Source organism: Bdellovibrionales bacterium, from assembly GCA_018266295.1.
Lineage (GTDB): Bacteria > Bdellovibrionota > Bdellovibrionia > Bdellovibrionales > Bdellovibrionaceae > JACMRP01.
In genome coordinates, this window is record JAFEAQ010000004.1 from 167,682 (window position 1) to 188,202 (window position 20,521).

General features: G+C 46.7%; 18 protein-coding genes and 1 tRNA gene. 6 read left to right on the top strand and 13 right to left on the bottom strand.

What is annotated here, in order from left to right:
• Nucleotides 1–744, top strand: coding sequence for a hypothetical protein (locus tag JSU04_01250; GenBank protein MBS1968899.1), 744 nt, complete (start codon nucleotides 1–3; stop codon nucleotides 742–744).
• Between the two features lie 224 nt (nucleotides 745–968).
• Nucleotides 969–1,373, top strand: coding sequence for a hypothetical protein (locus tag JSU04_01255; protein ID MBS1968900.1), 405 nt, complete (start codon nucleotides 969–971; stop codon nucleotides 1,371–1,373).
• A gap of 58 nt (nucleotides 1,374–1,431) precedes the next feature.
• Here the strand turns inward: JSU04_01255 and JSU04_01260 are convergent, their stop codons facing one another.
• The 3 genes from JSU04_01260 to JSU04_01270 form a co-directional block, all read right to left on the bottom strand.
• Nucleotides 1,432–2,067 carry a hypothetical protein gene (locus tag JSU04_01260; GenBank protein ID MBS1968901.1) on the bottom strand — a complete coding sequence of 212 codons (636 nt, stop codon included), beginning with the start codon at nucleotides 2,065–2,067 and terminating at the stop codon, nucleotides 1,432–1,434.
• Nucleotides 2,067–2,798 (bottom strand): L,D-transpeptidase, encoded by a 732-nt coding sequence (locus tag JSU04_01265; protein ID MBS1968902.1) that lies wholly within the window; start codon nucleotides 2,796–2,798, stop codon nucleotides 2,067–2,069. The genes JSU04_01260 and JSU04_01265 overlap by 1 nt, the downstream gene beginning before the upstream one ends.
• Nucleotides 2,799–2,991: 193 nt before the next feature.
• A complete protein-coding gene (locus JSU04_01270) occupies nucleotides 2,992–3,558 on the bottom strand; it encodes an outer membrane beta-barrel protein (protein ID MBS1968903.1) in 567 nt (188 codons plus the stop codon).
• 357 nt (nucleotides 3,559–3,915) lie between these two features.
• Between JSU04_01270 and JSU04_01275 the strand changes: the two genes are divergently transcribed.
• Nucleotides 3,916–4,893, top strand: a complete 978-nt coding sequence (locus tag JSU04_01275; GenBank protein MBS1968904.1) for a hypothetical protein — start codon at nucleotides 3,916–3,918, stop codon at nucleotides 4,891–4,893.
• A 98-nt stretch (nucleotides 4,894–4,991) separates the two neighbouring features.
• Here the strand turns inward: JSU04_01275 and JSU04_01280 are convergent.
• The 6 genes from JSU04_01280 to JSU04_01305 form a co-directional block, all read right to left on the bottom strand.
• A tRNA-Val gene (locus tag JSU04_01280) sits at nucleotides 4,992–5,067 on the bottom strand.
• A gap of 65 nt (nucleotides 5,068–5,132) precedes the next feature.
• The gene (locus JSU04_01285; protein ID MBS1968905.1) at nucleotides 5,133–5,705 is read right to left on the bottom strand and encodes a hypothetical protein; all 573 of its coding nucleotides are present in this window, start codon (nucleotides 5,703–5,705) and stop codon (nucleotides 5,133–5,135) included.
• Between the two features lie 16 nt (nucleotides 5,706–5,721).
• Nucleotides 5,722–6,825, bottom strand: a complete 1,104-nt coding sequence (locus JSU04_01290) for a winged helix-turn-helix domain-containing protein (GenBank protein ID MBS1968906.1) — start codon at nucleotides 6,823–6,825, stop codon at nucleotides 5,722–5,724.
• A gap of 169 nt (nucleotides 6,826–6,994) precedes the next feature.
• A complete protein-coding gene (gene lon / locus JSU04_01295) occupies nucleotides 6,995–9,481 on the bottom strand; it encodes an endopeptidase La (protein ID MBS1968907.1) in 2,487 nt (828 codons plus the stop codon).
• Nucleotides 9,482–9,790: 309 nt separating this feature from the next.
• Nucleotides 9,791–11,092, bottom strand: a complete 1,302-nt coding sequence (clpX, locus tag JSU04_01300) for an ATP-dependent Clp protease ATP-binding subunit ClpX (protein MBS1968908.1) — start codon at nucleotides 11,090–11,092, stop codon at nucleotides 9,791–9,793.
• Between the two features lie 3 nt (nucleotides 11,093–11,095).
• Complete coding sequence (locus tag JSU04_01305; protein ID MBS1968909.1) at nucleotides 11,096–11,734, bottom strand: ATP-dependent Clp protease proteolytic subunit; 639 nt, start codon at nucleotides 11,732–11,734, stop codon at nucleotides 11,096–11,098.
• A 136-nt stretch (nucleotides 11,735–11,870) separates the two neighbouring features.
• Between JSU04_01305 and JSU04_01310 the strand changes: the two genes are divergently transcribed.
• The 3 genes from JSU04_01310 to JSU04_01320 all read left to right on the top strand — a co-directional run bounded on the left by JSU04_01310 (nucleotide 11,871) and on the right by JSU04_01320 (nucleotide 14,869).
• Nucleotides 11,871–13,376, top strand: a complete 1,506-nt coding sequence (locus JSU04_01310) for a leucyl aminopeptidase (protein ID MBS1968910.1) — start codon at nucleotides 11,871–11,873, stop codon at nucleotides 13,374–13,376.
• A 120-nt stretch (nucleotides 13,377–13,496) separates the two neighbouring features.
• Nucleotides 13,497–14,000: a hypothetical protein gene (locus JSU04_01315; protein MBS1968911.1), complete on the top strand. Its 504-nt coding sequence runs from the start codon at nucleotides 13,497–13,499 to the stop codon at nucleotides 13,998–14,000.
• An 11-nt stretch (nucleotides 14,001–14,011) separates the two neighbouring features.
• Nucleotides 14,012–14,869 (top strand): class I SAM-dependent methyltransferase, encoded by an 858-nt coding sequence (locus JSU04_01320; GenBank protein ID MBS1968912.1) that lies wholly within the window; start codon nucleotides 14,012–14,014, stop codon nucleotides 14,867–14,869.
• Here the strand turns inward: JSU04_01320 and JSU04_01325 are convergent, their stop codons facing one another.
• From JSU04_01325 to JSU04_01340, 4 genes are all read right to left on the bottom strand, one after another.
• The gene (locus tag JSU04_01325) at nucleotides 14,870–16,720 is read right to left on the bottom strand and encodes a tetratricopeptide repeat protein (protein MBS1968913.1); all 1,851 of its coding nucleotides are present in this window, start codon (nucleotides 16,718–16,720) and stop codon (nucleotides 14,870–14,872) included.
• Nucleotides 16,721–16,724: 4 nt separating this feature from the next.
• Complete coding sequence (locus JSU04_01330; GenBank protein MBS1968914.1) at nucleotides 16,725–17,360, bottom strand: hypothetical protein; 636 nt, start codon at nucleotides 17,358–17,360, stop codon at nucleotides 16,725–16,727.
• 81 nt (nucleotides 17,361–17,441) lie between these two features.
• On the bottom strand, nucleotides 17,442–17,825 hold the full coding sequence (locus tag JSU04_01335; protein ID MBS1968915.1) for a response regulator: 384 nt from the start codon (nucleotides 17,823–17,825) through the stop codon (nucleotides 17,442–17,444).
• Complete coding sequence (locus JSU04_01340) at nucleotides 17,800–20,481, bottom strand: CHASE domain-containing protein (GenBank protein MBS1968916.1); 2,682 nt, start codon at nucleotides 20,479–20,481, stop codon at nucleotides 17,800–17,802. Before JSU04_01340 ends, JSU04_01335 begins: the two co-directional genes overlap by 26 nt.
• Between the last annotated feature and the right edge of the window lie 40 nt (nucleotides 20,482–20,521).

A 20,521-nucleotide genomic window follows, 5' to 3' on the forward strand; every position in this document is an offset into this window, starting at 1 on the left:
ATGTCGTTTCGAGTGTCGCTCAATCTTACTTCGAAGCCTGCGAGTGAATTGGACTCTGCCCTTCTTCCGGAGGGCGTGACGGCAGCTACGTCTGTGCCTGTGGATGCGGGCACTCTCGAAGCACTTCGTAATATCATCACTCAGTTTAATGCTGAGGGCGATGCTCTCCTGACTGAGATTTTCTCCGCTGTGCACGCTTCAAAAGCCTTTGAGTTTGAAGTTGTTGCAACGAGTGGCGTCCCTGCTCCCTATGATGCTTGGACAGCGATCCTCGGTGAAAAGCCTGTGATGCTTTTTAATCTGAGTGAATGGAGTAAAGAAGAAATCTCTCGCTATGGTCTGCCGATTCTTCTTCACGAAGTGTCCCATGGACTCCTTGCAGCGCCTTTGAAAACACATGAAGAGTTAGAATCATATCCTGAAGCGCTCGAAAAAATCGTGATCGATGAAGGCATCGCCCACTTTATTGGGTTCCCAGGAGTCCGCGCCGATCTCCTTGAAAAGCATCTCGACAAATGGGCTGCGAGCGAGGCCCTTTTGAAGAAGGCAGAACAGAAATTAGCCGCTTCTTATGTCGATGAGGATGAAAAAGAGGAGCTTCTATTTAAAGCCAATACCGGGGTTTACTGGGAAAAGTTCGGCGCGATCAGTGGCATGTTCAGAGTCGCAAAGATTTATCAATCCCAAGGCCCGGCCGGAGTCGTCGAAGCCATCAAAAACCTCAATCTCCCTCGCAGCACTTAGAGGACTTCAATGTCGTCACAAAAAATCCATGATTCGACTTTAGGGGTTGGATCGTTTTTTTATCAAAAATCTATGTCTCATTTTGAGAAACTACGTCGAACTTTTTGACTTCTAAAATTAGCCAACATCTTTTTGTGGTTGATCGTTAAACTTTGGTCGGGTTCCGCCGATGAGTTCAGTGTCAGCAACGATGACTGACAGAACCTCAGAATGAAAGGTGTGCCATGGGCCGCTCTAAGACCAAAGTAATACCAAATAGACGGGTTGCCCCACGGAAGGAAGTCACTCCCATCAATGTTTCCTACATCACGTCGCTGTCTGACTTCACGAAAATCGCCAGAAACTGCGAGATCGTCGAAGCCTCTGCGACAGGTTTGTTGCTTTTAATTAAGCGCGAGGACATCTTGCCATCTTCTCTCAGAAAAAATCTGAACTTGGATATGCTTGTCGGTGAAAGCATCTTCATGCACTTAGAAGATATGAACTTGGAAATTTCAGGTTCCATTGCAAGAACACAATTGTTGGGTAAAAAAGGTTTTCACGTCGCTATTGATTATAGCGAAGACGCTCCAGAATATTGGCGCGAGTGCTTGATGGACCTCTTACCGATTCCGGGTGAGCTGGAATAAAAAAAGGGACCAAAAGGTCCCTTTTTTTATTCCCGTCTATTTTCTATTTTCTATTCTCTTACAAATTAAAGAATGCCGGAAGGCCTTTTTCACTCGCGAGCACAATCGAATAATGTGGCGGCAAGAACCAGCTAATCGCTTCAGCGATGCCTTGGTGCTCTTTCACCGGTGGATTCCCGAGGGACTCCAGTGAGAACGCCAAATCATAGTTCACACGGTCTGAGCTCATCACTAGGATCTTTGGCGCAAACACGCCTTGATCACGGAAGAACTCTTTCAAAATGTTACGCACGTATTGTGGCAAATAGCGAGGGTCTGCATCACCAGAGTGAAGCTGAGCCCCGTCACGGAGTTCAAACGACCCGTTAGAAACCTCAGGCTTCGCGCGATAGAACAAACCCGTTTCACGGAAGTGCCAAACCATGCCGTATGAGAAAACATAATCAGGATAATCTTTGTTCGGATTTACAACGAGGCCCATTCCGCGAGTCGCAAGCCATTGCAAAATGTTTTGCGCTGGCTCCGTTGCATCGGCACCCGTCTCAGTCATTAAGTACGGCCAGCCATCGGGTCCTACTTGAGGATCTTGGGACATGAGCTTCAGGTTGCTTTTTGAAAGCTCCATGAAGAAATCATTTTCCCATTGAGGGTCACGTTTTTCGTCAGCAATTTGAGTCAGAGAGATAATATCCATTAGTATTCTTCCACGATGACAATAGTTCTATAACCCTTGTCATAGGTTACTTTTCCACCAGCATCAAGAACTGGCGCTCCAGTGCGGGTGTCCAAAACAGGAATTTGACCGCGATCCGCAGCCACAACTGCGTCGTGAATCGTCTGAATCACACCTTTATGCACACGCACACAGCCGCTAGAAGCTCTGTGACCGAGAGCCGCTTCGCCCGCGGCCTCGCCACCTTTAAGATCCGGCGGAACTTGGTGAACTGCGAGGCCCTTTTGCTCGTTAAAGAACATCGCGTATGGCATCTGGAACTTGCTTTCGCCCGAGCGATAGTCCGCGCCTTCAACACGCTTTACAGTGTAGAAACCACGAGTCGTATGGCGCCAGTGAGAGACCGTCGTGCCCTTGCCGAAACGGCGAAGGAACTTCGACACGGCATTTACGTACTCAACGTCTTCTTTACCGGTAGAAACCTTGGTCGTGAGGATCAACTGACGATTTGTATAAAAACGAAGGCTTTGCGCTTTCGCGGCTTTGTTGATGACGATCACGTTCACGTATTGGCTGAGAGCTGTTTGGCCTGCGAAGTAAGCGGCTTCGTCAAACAGAACACCGGCGGGAGCCTCATAAGGTTCTTCCACCATCAAACGTTTTTCAGCGTCGGCGCGGTTGTCAGCGTGAGCAGCCGGAATCAAAAGAAACGAAGTCAAAAGAGCGGTAATAAACGCCACAACTAATTTCATAAACTCCCCAGTGGTATTAAAACAACGAAGGGGTTTTTTAACAGAGAGCCCCGGCAGGTTTGAGCTAATTTTGAGGCACCTGTAAATCCTTCAGGATTTAAAAAAGTGCTGTGGTTTTAAGGCCTTGGCTGCAAAAAGCATAAAAAAACCGCCCGAAGGCGGTTTCGAAAATAAACCTGTCATCTAGATTTTCTTAAAACATGTAGCCAAATGTAATTGCCAGAGGCGTGTCTTTCAAAGACCCATAGACGTCAGAGATCGCAAGCTCCGCCGAGCCACTCGCTACTTTTGAGAAGCTATGAATTAAAAGTTCGACGTTAAAAGTCCAACGAGGTTGGAAGAAGTAGCCAATACCGACCTTCACCGCGCTTCCTTTGAAGGTTGCCTCAGTACCGGAATCGTCTTTCTGCTTAATATCAGACGACGGCATGTAGCCGACAAAGAAACGATACTTATTTGGGAAGTCATAGCCTAGCAACAAGCCCATAGTCGTATCTGTCCAAGTGTAGCTGCTTCCACTGGCTTTCGCGCTTCCAGTATAATAACTCGCCTCAAGGCCTGTCCAAAAACTTCCCCAGCGATATCCAAGACGCCCACCGAGCCCAAACGTTGTATGCTCAGTTGGGGTTAACGTTCCCCCTGTCGTCGTTGTTCCGGTCATTGAACCGGAAGCCAAACCCACGAACGGCTCTGCCATAACACCGGCCGAAGCCATCTGAGCCATTAAAAGTCCACAAGCCACGATGATAATTCTCAACATACAATCCTCACATGAAAGATGATTTCTTAAAGCTTACAGGTTTGCCGAACGATGCGCCAATACCCCGAAACAAACTCGACTGAAGGCCGATCTAAATGATCGAAAAGTCTGAGTATTATTTGAGTTTTCCGTACCTGGAGACACCCTTTTGTAGAGGACTCAAAGTTGCTGCCAAAGAGTTTCGGAAGTATTCACGAGGAAAGAGAATTTCATATGCTGAGGCTGAGTTGCTGAGTTCAATTGAACTCCCGACCCATATCGAGAATCGCGCCCTCTCAGAGTATGAATTTTAACTTCAGCTCTCAGGTTGTTATAGAATGAAATGTAGACGATCGACGCTTCGGGGGAATTCAATCTATGTCTATCAATCGCGAATGGGTGAAGCATTCTGTTTTTCTGTTTATTATTGGTGGAGCTCTTACGACGGGCTTCATGAACTGCAGTCAGCAAGGTTTTTCACCTACACAAAGCAGCTCTGCAGATCTCGGCTCACAAGGCACACCGGGAACAAATGCTTCGCCAACTCCGACGGCCACTCCTGCAACGAGTCCGAATCTCAGCGCTGGTTGCGGCAATGCTGGAGCTGCCACTGGTTACACGACTGTCACCTCGGTGGTGGATGGCAACAACACTCGCCGTTCGTTCGGTTTGGAAGTGAGCTCTGCTTACAAGTCGACAACACCAATGGCCCTGACTCTGATCTTTCACGGCGCTGGAGGAGATAGTGCAAATGCCCGCTCTTTTGGTTTGAACCAAGCAACAGGAGCTTTGGCTTCGTCGATCATGGTTTACCCACAAGGGATTCAATTCCAAAATTATGGTGTTGGTTGGAATGACGGTTGTAACGGTTACGATATGCCTTTCTTTGATAACATCCTGACTTATGTAGAAAATAATTATTGTATCGACAAAAACCGCGTTTACGTCGGCGGCTTCTCGTGGGGCTGCGATTTTTCGACAGCGTTAGCATGTTGTCGCGCTAGCAAGATCCGCGCAATCGCAGCAGCATCGTGCTCTGATGAATTCGGCAATGCCTCTGATTACAGAACTTACGGTAATACATGCCCCGCAACGACAACTCACCCGCCAATCCGCTTTACGCACGCTCCGAAAGAAGACGGCGCATATCCAGCTCCATTCTTCGCAACAACAAGCCAGCTTTATCAGTCATGGAACGGCTGCACGAACACCGCCACAACGGCAATCAGTCCCACAGGCTGCGTGAGTTTCAATTCGTGCAAAAGCCAGCTGATCGAATGCACCAACGTGAGCGGCCACAGTCTGCCAAATAACTGGAACAATGATACGTGGAGCTTCTTCTCGCAATTTAAATAGAGCCCGGGAAACGACTTACAGAAGTCAATTCTGAAAAGCGACCAGGTACCTTTTCGGAGTTTTGGGCATAAAAAAACCCGCTGCTAGGCGGGTTAATTTGGTAGGGAGTACAGGATTCGAACCTGCGACATCCACCTTGTAAGGGTGGCGCTCTACCAACTGAGCTAACTCCCTATGTCGCACTCTTTGTAAGAGACGGCTTTTGTAACAACATTCGCCGTCCCTGCCAAGAGGATTTTTTAAAACTTTGTCTTTTTGTCCTGATCGCCACATTTAACCTCGAGGCGGTCAGAAATTCTTACCATTTGAGCGGCAAATTCAGAGGCTTGGTGATCCAGGCTATTAATACGCGCCACGATCACGTGCTCAGAACCTACTTGGCTCAGTACAGGAGGCTCGAGGTCCTCTTCGTTAAATGCGTAGATTGTGAGGTTGTAAGTCTCATCCGACAAAGTATCGCGGATTTGAGCTACAATCGTGTTACCACGCTCCAAGCCTTGGCCGGTGCCGACAACATCGCAAGTCGTGATATCGATTTGCTTAATTTTAATACGCTTAGACTGAACTCTACGGAAGCTGAAGTACAAGACTGTGTCGCCCTTTTGGACTCTCCAGATACCCTGAACATCATCCCAAGGGAATTTGACTTCAAAGCCCCAAGGCCATGGGAAATCACCGCCGCCGCCACCGCCACCACGAGTAGCCTGTGGACAATCATAGAAAGCATCACCAGCGAGAGCTGGAGCTGTCGTCCCCAAAACAATGCTCGTGAGGATCAACCACTTCTGAATGAACTTAATTGTGCGAACCATTAGGAGCCCCTCTCACCTAGTGTTCAATTGAAACTCTTGCGCCCTTGTTCATGTAGTAACCATTCTTCGCTCTGAAAATATATTTCGGCTTTTCGTAGTCCGGCTCGATCAATTTTCTGAGACGTTTAATAGTCACATAAATCTTATTGTCGTGAACCGCTGGATCGTACGCTTGCTTCCAAACGTTCTCAACCAGGTATTCCTTCGAATAAACGACCCCCTGATTCTGCATGAACAGTCTCAGAAGATCCAAAAGTATAAATTGGTTTTTGAAATCAATGCGTCCAAGTTTGCGTTCTGTCACCGAATTAGAGGCTTCATCGAAGATCAAATCGAAGCTATTTTGTGGTTCGCCACCCAATTGTTGGAGACACCACTCAATACGTTTGCTCAAACGAACCATGTTTTCGGAGTCTACAGAGCGATTTGCCAATCCCAAGTAAAGACGGGCCATCTCTTTGTCGCCGGTTTCAAGATAACAACGACCGAGCATCAATTGGAGGTTCACGATCACAGCCAAGTTTTTAGTCGCCTTGATCAGGTCGTATGCTCTCCACAGAACTTCAATCGCTTCATCATATTTTTTAAGACCACGGAGGATATCCGCGTTCAACATCTGAGAGGAGATCTTCAAGTCCGGCATGTTGTAGACTTGGAAGAAGACCTCCAGATTGTAGATCTCTTTCAATGCATCTGCATAGCGGCCCATAGAAGGACGGGAGTAAACCGCCGCAAGACCGAAGATCGCATGGCAGATGTCTTCTTTATTGTCTGTCGCAAGAGCAATCGAAAGCGCCTTTTGGAGATAATCCAAAGCCGTTTCGTCTTGATCCTTGAAAGCCGCGCAGACAGCCAGTGTGTAGTAAGTCTTTGAATTGAGCTCGAAACCTTCTTTTAAGACAAGATCTTGGAGCTTTTCTTTGGTTTGATGAATTTCTTCAAACATCTCCATTTCCGCATAGATACGGAGGATGATGTTCATAGTTTTCAGGTAATCAGAGAAATTCTTGTCAGCAAAATAGCCTTTTGCTGCTTCTTCCAGGTGACCCAATGCCAGCTTGTAATCGCCGCGATCGCAATAGAGCTTGCCTACTTCAAATGTGCGATCATGCTGAGTCATGGTTTTGAGGTCCCTGTTGAAAATAACCAAACGAAGGTCACTTTCTGACAGATTCTTAATAATACGTCAATCCACTGACTTCCAGCGTTGCCTGATTTTCGAGCACTTTATGAATAAAAGAAGGGGGTCTTTCGACCCCCTTTATATATTGCGCTTATTTTAGTAGCAATTAATGATGAGGATGCAAGGTTTGACCCGTGTACTGGGCCTTGATTCCGTAGTCTGTTTCCTTTTGGACCTTGAAGAGCTCTTTTGGATTTTTGATGTCCAAAGCGTTGATCAACACTTGATCTACGTGGTCCACCAAGATCACTTTAAGCTCTTTCATCACTTCCTTAGGAATGTCCTTGAGATCTTTTTCATTCTCTTTCGGACAGATAATCATCTTAATACCACCGCGGTGAGCTGCGAGGATCTTCTCTTTCAAACCGCCGATAGCAAGAACGCGGCCACGAAGAGAAATCTCACCCGTCATCGCAACAGTGCGCTTCACTGGGATTTTTGTAATCGCAGAAACGATCGAAGTCGTCAAAGCGATACCCGCTGAAGGACCGTCCTTAGGAACCGCACCTTCTGGCAAATGGATGTGGACATCGATATTCGAGAAATAGTCCTTATCCAAACCGAAGAGGGGTCCGCGAGAACGAACGTAGCTCATAGCTGCCGAGCAAGACTCCTTCATCACATCACCGAGTTGACCGGTGATCGTGAACTTGCCTTTACCTGGAACAACGCTGGCTTCAACCGCGAGAAGATCACCGCCCACTTCCGTCCAAGCCATACCGTTCGTGAGACCGATTTCGTTTTGCTCTTCGATCTTACCGAACTTGAACTTGTGCGGACCGAGCAATTCAACCAACTTCTGAGGAGTCACTACGTAAGGAGTTGTTTTACCAGCTCCTGCTTTCGCAGCGGCTTTCTTAGAAGTCTTCTTACCCGTGTCTTTCATATCTGCCATTGCTTGAGACATCACGATGTCTTTAGCAACTTTACGGCAAACGTTCGCAAACTGTCTTTCCAAGTTACGCACCCCCGCTTCTTTCGTGTAGTAGCGGATCACGTCGCGGATCGTTTTCTCAGGGATTGAAACTTTGTATTCTTTCAAGCCGTGATTTTCGATCTGCTTCGGCACTAAGTAGTTCTTCGCAATGTGGAACTTCTCTTGCTCGATGTAACCTTCGAGACTGATGATTTCCATACGATCCAAGAGAGGTCTTGGAACTGTGTGGAGCGAGTTCGCCGTTGCGATGAACATGATTTTCGACAAATCGTATTCCAATTCCAAGTAGTGGTCTTGGAATGTCGAGTTTTGCTCAGGATCCAAAACTTCGAGCATTGCCGCTGCCGGGTCCCCACGGAAGTCGTTGGCCATCTTATCGATTTCATCCAACAACACGAGCGGATTACCTTTGTCGACTTTTCTCAAAGCCTGAAGGATTTTACCTGGCATCGCACCTACGTATGTTTTTCTGTGACCGCGAATCTCAGCTTCATCACGCACGCCACCCAAAGAGATACGCGCGAAAGGACGATTCAAAGACTCAGCAATTGATCTTGCCAAAGATGTTTTACCCACCCCTGGAGGACCAACGAGGCACAAGATAGGACCCTTCATGTTTTTAGAGATCGAAAGAACAGCCAAGTACTCAAGAATTCTTTCTTTAACTTTTTCCAATCCCCAGTGATCGTCATCAAGAATTTTTTGAGCATTCTTAACGTCGTGCTTTTCTTCAGTGTAATCAGCCCAAGGCAAAGACAAGACCCAGTCGATGTAGTTACGTACTACAGTCGCCTCAGCAGACATCGGAGACATCATTTTGAGTTTTTTGATCTCCTTCATGACTTTGTCTTTAGCTTCTTGAGACATTTTCTTAGCTTTAGTTTTTGTCTCTAAGTCCTGCAACTCAGCTTGGTAATCGTCCTTCTCGCCGAGTTCTTTTTGAATGGCCTGCATTTGCTCATTCAAGTAGTACTCTTTCTGAGAACGTTCCATTTGCTTTTTCACGCGAGTGCGGATCTTTTTCTCGACTTCGAGAATTTCGATCTCGCCTGTCATAAGATTCAGCAAGTGTTCCAAGCGTTTTGAAGGATCATGGATCTCCAAAACTTTTTGTTTGTCTTCAAGTTTCAAGTTCAATTGGGCAACGATAATGTCGGCCAATTCACCCGGATTTTCGATCGTCGAAACTCTCATTAGAATTTCTGGTGGAATTCTTTTGTTGAGCTTTACGTACGTTTCGAAAGTTGTTTTCACAGAACGCACGAGTGCGGCTGCTTCAACGGGGCTTTCTGCTTCCTCTGGGATCTCTTCGCATTGAACCTGGAAGAAGTTATCGTTTGGAACGAAGTTTTTAATGCGTACGCGACGTTTACCTTCTACGAGAACCTTGACTGTGCCATCTGGAATTCTCAAAAGTTGGATGATCGTAGCGATCGTACCGACTTGGTAGATATCCTTTGGTTCTGGATTGTTGGTCTTCGCATCTTTTTGAGCAGCAAGAACGATGTCGGTCTGTTTACTCATTGCCTCTTCAAGAGCATTGATACTCTTATCGCGGCCGACAAACAATGGCATCATCATGTGCGGAAAAATGATGAGATCTCTTAGAGGCAGAAGTGGAAGTTGTTGAACAGATCCTTTGGCGCTCTCACTCATTTTAAGACCCTCCCTGTGTGGTTTTTCGATCCCCGTGAGCCTTAGGCTTGATACCTAAAAGTAAGAACCCGGTAGATCCTTGGGGGGTTAATTCCGTTCAACCCGCCCAGTTCTTAGTTAAGTATAAGTATGTGTCCTGTTTCAGGGAAGTAAATTAGTGTGGTGTCATTTTTTCTAAAGCAGAGCGAAAAAACCCAGACCAGTTAAATCACAAAGATAGGTCATATTTAGAATAAGATTTGCTTATGGAAAAGAAAAAACCCGAGTGTTTCTCTCGGGTTTTTTTGATCACGATTTGACTTTCGTATTTTAAGCGCTTTCAGCAGGGTCGCTGTCGGCCTTCGCGGCCTCAGCCCGCATCTCGTCCTCAGTCTTGTAGACTAGTTTAGGTGCGGCCCCATCATTGATTACTTTTTCATCAATAATGCACTCTTTGACATTCGGCTTGGATGGAATATCAAACATGATATCAAGCATCGCTTGCTCAATAACGCCTCTCAGACCACGCGCTCCCGTCTTACGCTTCAAAGCCATCTGAGCGATTGCTTTCAAAGCTTTTTCGGTGAACTTGAGCTCTACGCCCTCGTAGCTGAAAAGTTTTTGGTACTGCTTGGTAACAGCGTTTTTCGGCTGAACCAAGATATCCATCAAAGCAGCTTCTTCGAGAGGATCCAACACAGCTAGCACTGGCAAACGACCAATGAATTCCGGGATCAAACCGAACTTCGACAAGTCATCTGGCTCCACTTTTTGCAAAATGTATTCACCGCCAGCATCTTTTTCGGCTGAAGTACGGATATCGGCACCGATACCCATTGCTTTGTTTGTCGTACGGTTCTCGATGACTTTATCAAGGCCTACGAACGCACCACCCACGATGAAGAGGATGTTCGAAGTATCTACCTGGATAAACTCCTGTTGAGGATGTTTACGACCGCCTTTTGGAGGCAAATTCGCTACTGTGCCCTCGAGAATTTTCAACAATGCCTGCTGAACACCCTCACCACTCACGTCGCGAGTGATCGAAGGGTTCTCAGATTTACGCGAGATTTTATCAATCTCATCGATGTAGATAACGCCCTTTTGAGCTTTTTCTACGTCGTAATCTGCCGCTTGCAAGAGATTCAAAACAACGTTTTCAACGTCCTCACCCACGTAACCCGCTTCAGTCAGAGTCGTCGCATCCGCCATTGCGAATGGAACGTTCAAGATCTTAGCGATTGTTTGCGCCAGCAAGGTTTTACCGGAACCCGTAGGACCGATCAGGAGGATGTTGGATTTTTGCAATTCAACGTCTGAACCTTTTTTACCATTTTGGATGGCGTTGATACGCTTGTAGTGATTGTGAACTGCTACCGCCAAAGCTTTTTTAGCTTTGAGCTGGCCGATCACATAATCATCCAAATAAGTTTTGATATCATGTGGTTTAGGGACCTTAAAGGTGCCCTTTACCGACGTCTCGCGCTCTTTTTCCTCATCGATGATGTCGTTGCAGAGATCGATACACTCGTCACAGATATAAACACCTGGACCTGCGATTAACTTTTTAACTTCTTTTTGGCCTTTGCCGCAAAAACTACATCTTAATGTGCCTGCATCTTTGGTGCTCATCGATTATCCTTTTTTAGAAGCCTTACGAGATTCAACGATTGTATCTACCAAGCCGAGCTCTTTAGCTTCTCTTGGATCCAAGAAGTAATCACGCTCCATAAGGCTCGCGAGCTTCTCGTATTTTTGACCCGTGTGAGTCTCATAAATTTTCGTCAACTTTTCTTTAGTTCTAATTAATTCTTTGGCGTGGATTTCAATGTCAGTCACCTGACCGGACAATCCGCCTCCAGACAACAATGGCTGGTGGATCATGATGCGAGTGTTTGGAAGGCTGAAGCGCTTGCCTGCTGTACCGGCTGTCAAAAGCAAGGAACCCATGCTCGCCGCCATACCCATACAATAAGTCGCTACGTCACACTTCACAAACTGCATGAAGTCATAAATCGCCAAACCCGCCGAAACGCTTCCGCCCGGTGAATTGATGTAAAGATGGATATCCTTTTCAGGGTTGTCTACCTCGAGGAACAACATTTGTGCGATAATTGCGTTCGCAACCTCGTCCGTCACCTGAGTGCCCAGGATGATAATACGGTCTTTGAGAAGGCGAGAGTAAATATCGTAACTTCTTTCGCCTTTTGAGGTCTGTTCTACAACGTAAGGTATGAGTGCCACAGTGGTCTCCTGCTTGGTGGTTAATTCCATCTTCTTACCTATCGGTATTATAATACAGGACTTTATTAAAAAGGCTTTGACGACATTTGCGATTATGTTAGTCATTTAGCGATCAGATTTTAGGCGCTTAACGCGCTACATTAAGTTGTTATTGAAAGGACAGTTTATGGTCTTCGACCTCATTACTAAAGACATCGAAACTCTGACATGCCCGGCCTTGGTCGTGTTCTCTAAAGCTGCATCTCAAAAAGATAAATCAGCTAAAGTGACTCATACTGAGCTTGGAAAAAAATTGGCAAATGCCATTGAAGAAAAAACGATCACAGGTAAACACCTTGAAACTGTTCTTTACCGCGAATTGAATTACAAAAATTTCCGTCACGTTCTCGTCGTTGGTCTAGGCAAAGACTCCGATCTTGATCACGAGGCTGTTCGTCAGGCTGTTGCTGCTGCTGTTGAAGTTTTGAAAGGCGCTGGCATTAAAGAAGCCGCTCTTCACTTCGAAGGCCTGTCATCTAACAAGAAAGACGCTGCTCCGTTTGCAAAAGCTACAGCTGAAGGTTTGGCTCTTGCTTCTTATGTGTTTGATGAATTGAAAACTTCAGGCAAGAAAGACAAAAAAGAAGAAGATCTTACTTTGCACGTTGTTGCTAAATCTGGCGACAAAGCTTTCAAAGCAGCTTTCTCTGAAGGTGTGATCCTTGGTTCGACTGTGAACTTCTCTCGCCGCTTGGGTGATTTACCAGGCAACTTGATGACTCCAACGGATTTGGCAAACGCGGCTGTTGAAGGCGCTAAAGGCACCGGCTTGAAAGTCACTGTTTGGGATAAAGCGCGTATCAAAAAAGAACGCATGGGCGGTTTGCTTGGCGTTTCTATGGGTTCTGATCAAGAACCACGCTTCATCATCATGGAATACAATGGCGCTGCGAAAACTAAGAAGCCAGTTGTGTTCGTTGGTAAAGGTCTGACTTTCGACTGCGGTGGTATCAGCATTAAGCCTTCTGCAGGTATGGAAGAAATGAAATACGACATGTGCGGTGGTGCAAACGTCATCGGTACATTGATCGCAATTGCAAAATTGAAACTCAAAGTAAACGTTGTTGGCTTAGTAGCTTCGACTGAAAACTTGGTAGGCCCTTCTGCGACGAAACCAGGTGATGTTCACACCGCTCGCAATGGTAAAACATTCGAAGTGAACAACACAGATGCTGAAGGTCGTTTGATCTTGGCAGATGCTCTCAGCTACGCAACTGAGTTGGAACCACAAATGATCGTGGACGCTGCGACTTTAACGGGCGCTATGGTTGTTGCCTTGGGTAATACCCACACTGGTTACTTCACTCGCAATGCCCAGTTGAAAGGTAAAGTTGAAAAAGCCGCTGTCGCTTCTGGCGAGTGGGTTTGGAACATGCCTTTGACAGACTTCCACGTGAAAGACATGAAAGGCGTTTACGCTGACTTGTCTAACATGTCTTCTGGTAAAGGTGCAGGTTCTGCAACGGCCGCTGCTTTCTTGGAGCAATTCGTTGGCGAAGGCATCCCATGGGCTCACTTCGATATCGCCGGCACTGGCTGGGCTGTCGGCAACCGTTTGAACTACTGCCCGAAAAAGGGAGCAAGCGGTGTGATGATTCGTACCTTCGTAGAAATCGCGAAACAGTACGTTTAATCGTCGTTTAGTTTTTCAAAATCAAAGCCCGATAGTTTAAAGCTATCGGGCTTTTTTTTTGCGCTGGACCCCAGCCATCTTGTCCTTGCCTGAACTAAGACCGAACCTTAGCCTTGGTTTATGACAAATAAAAATATCATTATCACTTTAGGTTTCGTTTTATTAACTGCTGCCTGCGGCAAAGTGACAGGCTTAGATGAAGGTGGAACTGGAAAGTTAGACCCGAATCAAACTCAAAAGGCCACGGAGCAATTCTGCAGTGCCAATCAAAAACTCGAAGTTCTTCAAGGGGGCACAGATGTTCCTTTCGAACAACTTAACTTTCGCTCTCGTGTCTTTGCCTTCATCGACAATGATCCTTCGAAAAAATGTATTACTCAGCAAGCTGTTAACAAAAGCTGGTCTGATGGTTCTTGGTTCAGCCTGAACCCGCTTGATAGCTGTTTGAAAAATGGCTCTATTTGGTCGGTCAATTCCTCGCAATCCGGCGGTAACACAAACTACGCATTGACCATGATTGACGATCCAAGCTTGCGCATTATGCATATGGATGGCTACAGACTCCGTGGCACCGCTGTCAGCGATGCTGTCGGTCTCAAAGTTTTAGTGTGCGTAAATAAGTAAGGCCATGATGTATGGCTATTGATAACAAAACTGTCGCTCCTGAACATACAGCCGTTCGCGTGTCCTTGTGGCGCGCGCTGCATGTGTTGCTGGATCCTGCTCCGCATATTTTTGTGGATGAAGTCGGTGCAAAGCTCGTGGCTGAAGAAGGCTGGCGCAATCGTCAGGACATGAATCCTGATTTTTCCAAATCGATGCGTGCCTCTGTCGTGGGACGTGCACGCTTTATTGAAGACCTCGTTGAAGAACAATTCAAACTTGGCACCACTCAGTATGTGATTCTCGGTGCAGGCTTAGATACCTTTGCCCAACGCCGTCCCGATCTTGCGTCGCATATGCAAATCTTTGAAGTCGATCAACCGGGCCCTCAAGCTTGGAAGCAAAAACGCCTGGCTGAAACTGGCTATGCAACGCCTGCATGGCTGCATTTCGTGCCGGTGGATTTCGAAGGCGGTCAATCTTGGTGGAATCAATTGCTCGCAGCGGGTTTTGATAAAAACAAACCGGCGGTTGTCGTTTCTACCGGTGTGACGATGTATCTGACTCGCGAAACAAATATGGCGACCTTTAAGCAAATGGCGAAGCTCACTCCGGGCTCTACCTTTGCAACGACTTTCATGTTGGCGCTAGAGCTGATGGAGCCTAAAGAGCGTGGCCTGATGGAATTCGTGATGAAACGTGCCGCCGAATCAGGAACTCCGTTCCTAAGCTTGTTTAAGCCTGAAGAAATTTTGGCGATGGCGAAAGAAGCTGGCTTCAAGAAGGCCGAGCATGTTTCTGCGCAAGATCTTTTTCAAAGATACTTTGCAAAACGCACGGATGGCTTAAATGCCGGCACTGCAGAGTGCTTCTTAGTTGGTAAAACTTAATTATCTTTTCGGTCTTGTGGGAGGCTGGCTTGCGATTTCTCGTTGAGCGCGCTGCAGGCCTTCCACTTCTTGGGCCATCAAATCAGTTCGGCCCTGTTTATTATAAATACTGATCAACTGAATTCTTGGCGCCTCGTAGAGAGGATCAAGCTCAATTGCTTTTTGAAATTCAGGAATAGCACCGGCTGTGTCGCCCATTTCCGCCAGAATCACACCGATGCCGTGATGAGCTTCTGACAAATAGGGATCATGCTGAATCGTTTCGTGAAACATCGCCAGAGCTTTGTCGGTCTGCTTTAATCGGTAATAGATGACACCCAAGTTGTAGCGAGCCATTGTCAAATCCGGATCAAGTTCTAAAGCTCGAAGATAATGTTCCCCCGCCTGAGCGACTTGATTTTGCGCTTCGAGAATCAAAGCCATGTTCACGTGGGCGCGCGGTAGTTTTGGATTAATTCTCAGTGCCTCTTTCAGCGCGGCTGACGCTTCGTTGAGTTGCTTAAGATCCAAGTATGCTAAGCCGAGATTTACATAAGGCTCGGTGTAGTCATTTCGCAATTGTGCGGCTTGAATAAATAACGGAATCGCCGCCTGACGGTCGGCTGCTTCGAGATGAACAAGGCCTAGATTGTTCAGAGCCACCGAGCTTTTCGGGTAGGTCTTTGCAGCATCCGTCCACAGCGTCTTTGAATCCTGCCACACCGAAGTTCTTTCGTAAGATTGCACTGCTAAGAATACAGTTCCCAAAGACCACAAAACTGTCAGAGCTTGCTTCTGAAGGCGTGAGCGCCGCTCAATTAGAACGATCGCGAAAGCACTAAGGGCATAGAATAGCCCCACACTTGGCAAATACATGAAACGGTCACCAAAGGCGAAAAGATTTCCGAATGGAATGATCTGCAAAACCGGAAAAATCGAAAGCAGGAAGAAAGCGCTACCAAAAAGAATTTTTGCGCGAGTATTTTTGAACTTCCACGCGGCCACGGCTAATGTTAGCAGCGTGAGACCGCCGACGAGGTACTCCCACCAGATCACATGAACGACATTTTGTTCATAGAACACACTGAGGCCCACTGGATAGAAAGTTTTTGTCAGATAAAATGCGAGCGAATCAATTCCGCGTTGCAAACTCCACGGTACATTGGCTGTTGTACTATTGTGGAGAGCCATGTGGATAGAGGTGAAAACTCCTGCGAGCGCCGCAAAAGGAATCATGCGAAGTGCGGCCTTTTTGAGGTCCTCACGTCGCTGCAGCTCCATCAGAACAAAAACTGCCGGGACTGAAACCGCCATGAACTTTGCAAACAACCCTAGTGTGAGACAGATAAAGCTCAGAGTAAAAAGACTCACCCGGCGTTTTTCCAAGAACTTCCAGTAGAAGATCATCGAAGCCAGTGAGAAGAAGGCCGAAAGTACATCTTTTCTTTCGGCAACCCAGGCCACGGACTCCACATGTAGTGGATGAATTGCAAAGAGGAGTGCTGTGATTGTTGCCGCGGTAAAACTCCCCTGCGAGATCATCAGGATCAGCAGGAAAACTAACAACACATTCAGGCTATGAAGAATCACGTTATGCAAATGAAAGAACGAGGGATCCATGCCAAAAAGCGCGTGATCTATCGCGTAGCTCGTCACCGTCAACGGAATATAATCTTCGGCGACCGTGCTCGTGAAGATCTGCTTGAGGTTAAAACTGCGGATGTCTTTGTTTTCGTAAGCTAAGGCCGGATCGTCGAAGTTTACAAATTTATGATAGAAAGTGCCACCGTAAATCGCGAAGCTGAGAACAAAAAGAAAAAGCATTACCACGTAATGCTTTTTCGTAAATGATTTCGCTTCTGCTTTTGTCATGGGACTACTTGAAGTTCACCATCATTGGGCGGCCCAGGATCTGACTGACCTCTTCAGCATCAATCAAAAGCTCTTTTTGCTCGCCTTGATTAGAAAGACGAACGCCGGTGAGAAGCCAGCGCGTTGGCCATTCTTCGGTCATGCCACGGAAACGCAAAGTCACTGGGTGACCTTCGCGATACTGGATTTCACCGTCAGAAGGTTTCTCGGCCATGATTTTATCTACTGGGATCAGGATCGGATTGATCTTCGTCATGTCTGAAGAGAACTCACAGGCCCCTTCCACTTCCATCACTGGGCGCTCACCGCTGGTTGCAATGCCTTCAGCTTCAAAGTGCAATGTAACTTTTTGGAACTCTTGGCAAGCGAGAGTCTTTTCACCGGTGATCTTTGCCATTGCAAAGTGACCGAGTTCAACACCAAGGCTTTGATTTTCACGAATCACTGTGGAACCTGCAAGCAGCCGCTTTTTCATGGCTGCCGTTAAGTCGCTACCACTTAGATTTGAAAAATCATAAACTTGGCGAATGGCTGCGGGATCACGCGCGATCGGACCCCATGCAGATGTGCGGTACATGATTCCATAGCCCACACTGAATGAGATGGCGAATAAGAAAAAAGTCATTCCTAACTTTTTCAAAAGACCCTCCATAGTCCTAAGCACGCGAATGTGCTTAAGATAATGCTAACACAGTTTTCATGTTTGGTACGGAAACTGCCTTTAGCCCGGACTATGGACGTGCGGTTGTTGAACCGAAGCGCAGATGCCCTCGATGACGTCTTTAAAGGAAAATGGTTTATCGAAGATCTTTTGTACGCCCCACTCAATTGCCTTCTGAGTGTTAACGTCGCTAAAACCGGTTACAAGGAATACTTGCGGCTTTGGTCCAGACATATGAAATATGTTCTTAGCAAGCTCTACCCCATCACCGCCCGGCATGCGCACGTCTGAAAGTACACAGTCATAGGATTCGTTCATGATGGATTGAAATGCCGCACGGCCGTTTTGCGCATCGTGTGCGATAAACCCGACGGCTTCAAAGGCCTCTTTAAAGATCTCACGGATCATCGGTTCATCATCAACTATAAGTATTTTCTTTTGCATAATTTCCTCTGGAATCGAGTTCAACAACAAATTTAGTATTTTCACAGTGGTCATCGAGGTAAAGACGCCCTTGGTGCTTTTCAATAATTCCGCGAGAAATACTTAATCCCAAGCCGGTTCCCTTACCGACATCTTTCGTCGTAAAGAATGGGTCGAAAATTCTATCAGTGACTTCCTCTGACAAACCCCGGCCTGAATCCGTGACTGTAAAAAGGATCTTTCTTTGAGCGTGCTCGACATCCACCTTAACCCACTTCTCTGGCAAACTCTCGACCGCATCAAAGGCATTATTGAGGAGATTCAAAAGAACTTGCACGATTTGTTCCGGACGCGCATTGATTTTCATATCAGGGCTTATTTCCGTCGGCACGATCAGGATGACATCATGGTGCTTAAACCGCGAACGGCAGAGTTCCAGCGTATCTTGCATGATGTCTTTAGCTCCGACTTCACGAAGTGGATCGTTGGGGACATCCCGTGCAATAGAGCGCAGGCCGCGAATAATTTTTGCGATCCTTTCAACATTAGAATTAATCGCTAGAATATGCTGTTGTGCTTTTTCGATATTCAACGGCTGTTGACCTACGAGAAATTCCAACTGCTGCGCTTTACCTGAAATAATTGCGAGGGGATTGTTAATTTCATGGGCCATCCCACTTGCCATCTGGCCAAGTGATGACATGCGCGACGAAGCGACAAGCGCTATCTGACGTACGTGAAGCTCATTTTCACGCATCGAAAGTTCACGTGTTGTCTCTGCTGCAATCTTTTTTGCTCTCTCAGTAATGGTCTCAAGGCTTGAAAGAATAATTGCAAGAAAGATCGAAATCAGCGAGCCACAAAACCCCGCCCACGAAGCAACGATACTTGATTGTGTCTTAAAAGCGGAGCCCCGCTTCCATAACATTGTCACGGGCATTTCACCGAGGCTCGTAGTAGATTTGGTGATTTGCTTCTCGTTCAACGTCCAGCCTGTCGAGGAATACACTTCACGCTTTGGATCCATGTCATGACCGAAGTATATCTTGAGATCTAGTTCGTGCTCGTAATCACCCAGGTTCGAGGTCACAAACTTCTGCATGATCACAGGGACATAGATAAGGCCCTGAAAGGCTTTTCGTCTTTGCTCCACCGTCTCTAAAGGCATTTTGCGATTATAAAACGGGGCGAATAAAACAAACCCTGCGCGTGATTCCGTGTCTTGCATCAGAGTCACCTGACTAGTTATCACAGGCAGGCCGGTGTCGCGAGCTTTGAGTGCTCCCTCAAGGCGATTTTTTTCTGAAGAGGCCAGTAAACCAATCGCTTTGCGATTTTTTTCAATCGGCTCGACAAATTTAACTACGAGGTCCAGCGGAGGATTTTCAACCTTCATTTCAGGCGGGGTTGAGCTCACTTCATGCAATTGGAAATCGGGAAAACCGTTTTCTTTTTCATACTTCACCAGTTTTGCAAGATCCGCTTTGGTATTCACCGGTACGATAACGCCGATGCCGTTCACACCCGGGTACTGGGATTCAAAACGCAGGCGCTCAGTAAAAGCCCTCCACTCTTCACGGGTTACTTTTTCTGATGCTGCGAAAAGCCCGCTGCCGTTTTCTAACAACCGGATATAATCTCCCAAGCTGTCGCGCAGTTCTTTTTCTGCTCTCTCTACTTGAAAATCGAAGTGCTCTTGATCGTTGCCGACACTTCCTTGATAAAAAGAATAGAACGTCATTCCCGTCAATATCCAGCCAAAAACCAAAGCCACACTGGGAATTTTCAATGATCGCTCTTGCTTGAGAGTCACTAACACAATGGCTGTAAGACCCACTCCCGCCAAGAAAAGCTGTAGATGAAGTAGGTTTTCATTGATGTTTCCGCCATAGAAAGGTCCCAGTCTCATGCGCGTACTAAAAATAGCAAAAGCGCAGATAAAGACTGACGTCATGTAAATCCACGTCGAGTTGAACCAAATCGTCGCCAGCAACAAGGACAAGAAAATCACAAATAGATAAGGGGCCCCGAACGATGTCGCGAAAACCAAGCCGCAGAGACCTAAAGTACAGGCAAAAATGAAGCCCAAATAAGGAATTCTTTTAAATGGAATTTCAAAAGGTTTAAACTCTTGTTTGCTCACCTTGACAGCGAGCGGGAATAGAATCAACGCTCCTAAAGTATCCCCGACCCACCACGTAAGCCACGTAGCGCGGGCCATGTCGACCAGAATCACGTTACCAAGAATCAAACAAGTCGTCCCAACGCTTGCACTAATCGCCGTTGCGAAAGTAGACACGGCCACATACACGACCAAACGGACATGCGGCCCCAAACGTTCAGCCAATTTTGAAAAATTGTGATAGATCCACACGCCGGCCAAACACTCCAACGCATTCCCCACACCAATGCCAAGAACTACTGGAATTGGCGCCGCAGTGAGTGTGTTTGTAACGACAGCGCCGATAAATACACCGATCGCCATCTGAGGTCCCCAAAGAAGGACAAACATCATCGCAATACCGGTCGCTGGCCAAACGGGCGAGGCCACATTATTAAGAGTCGCTAGATAAAGACTGAAGTGCGCGAAAATAAAATAGATCGCCGCAACGAAAAGAATCTTCGGCAAACTACGGAGAAGAGAAATCAGAACTGAAGTTTTTTGTTCAATTTTCATTGCGCTTACAAATAGTTTAGCAAGCGCGCAGAATATTACC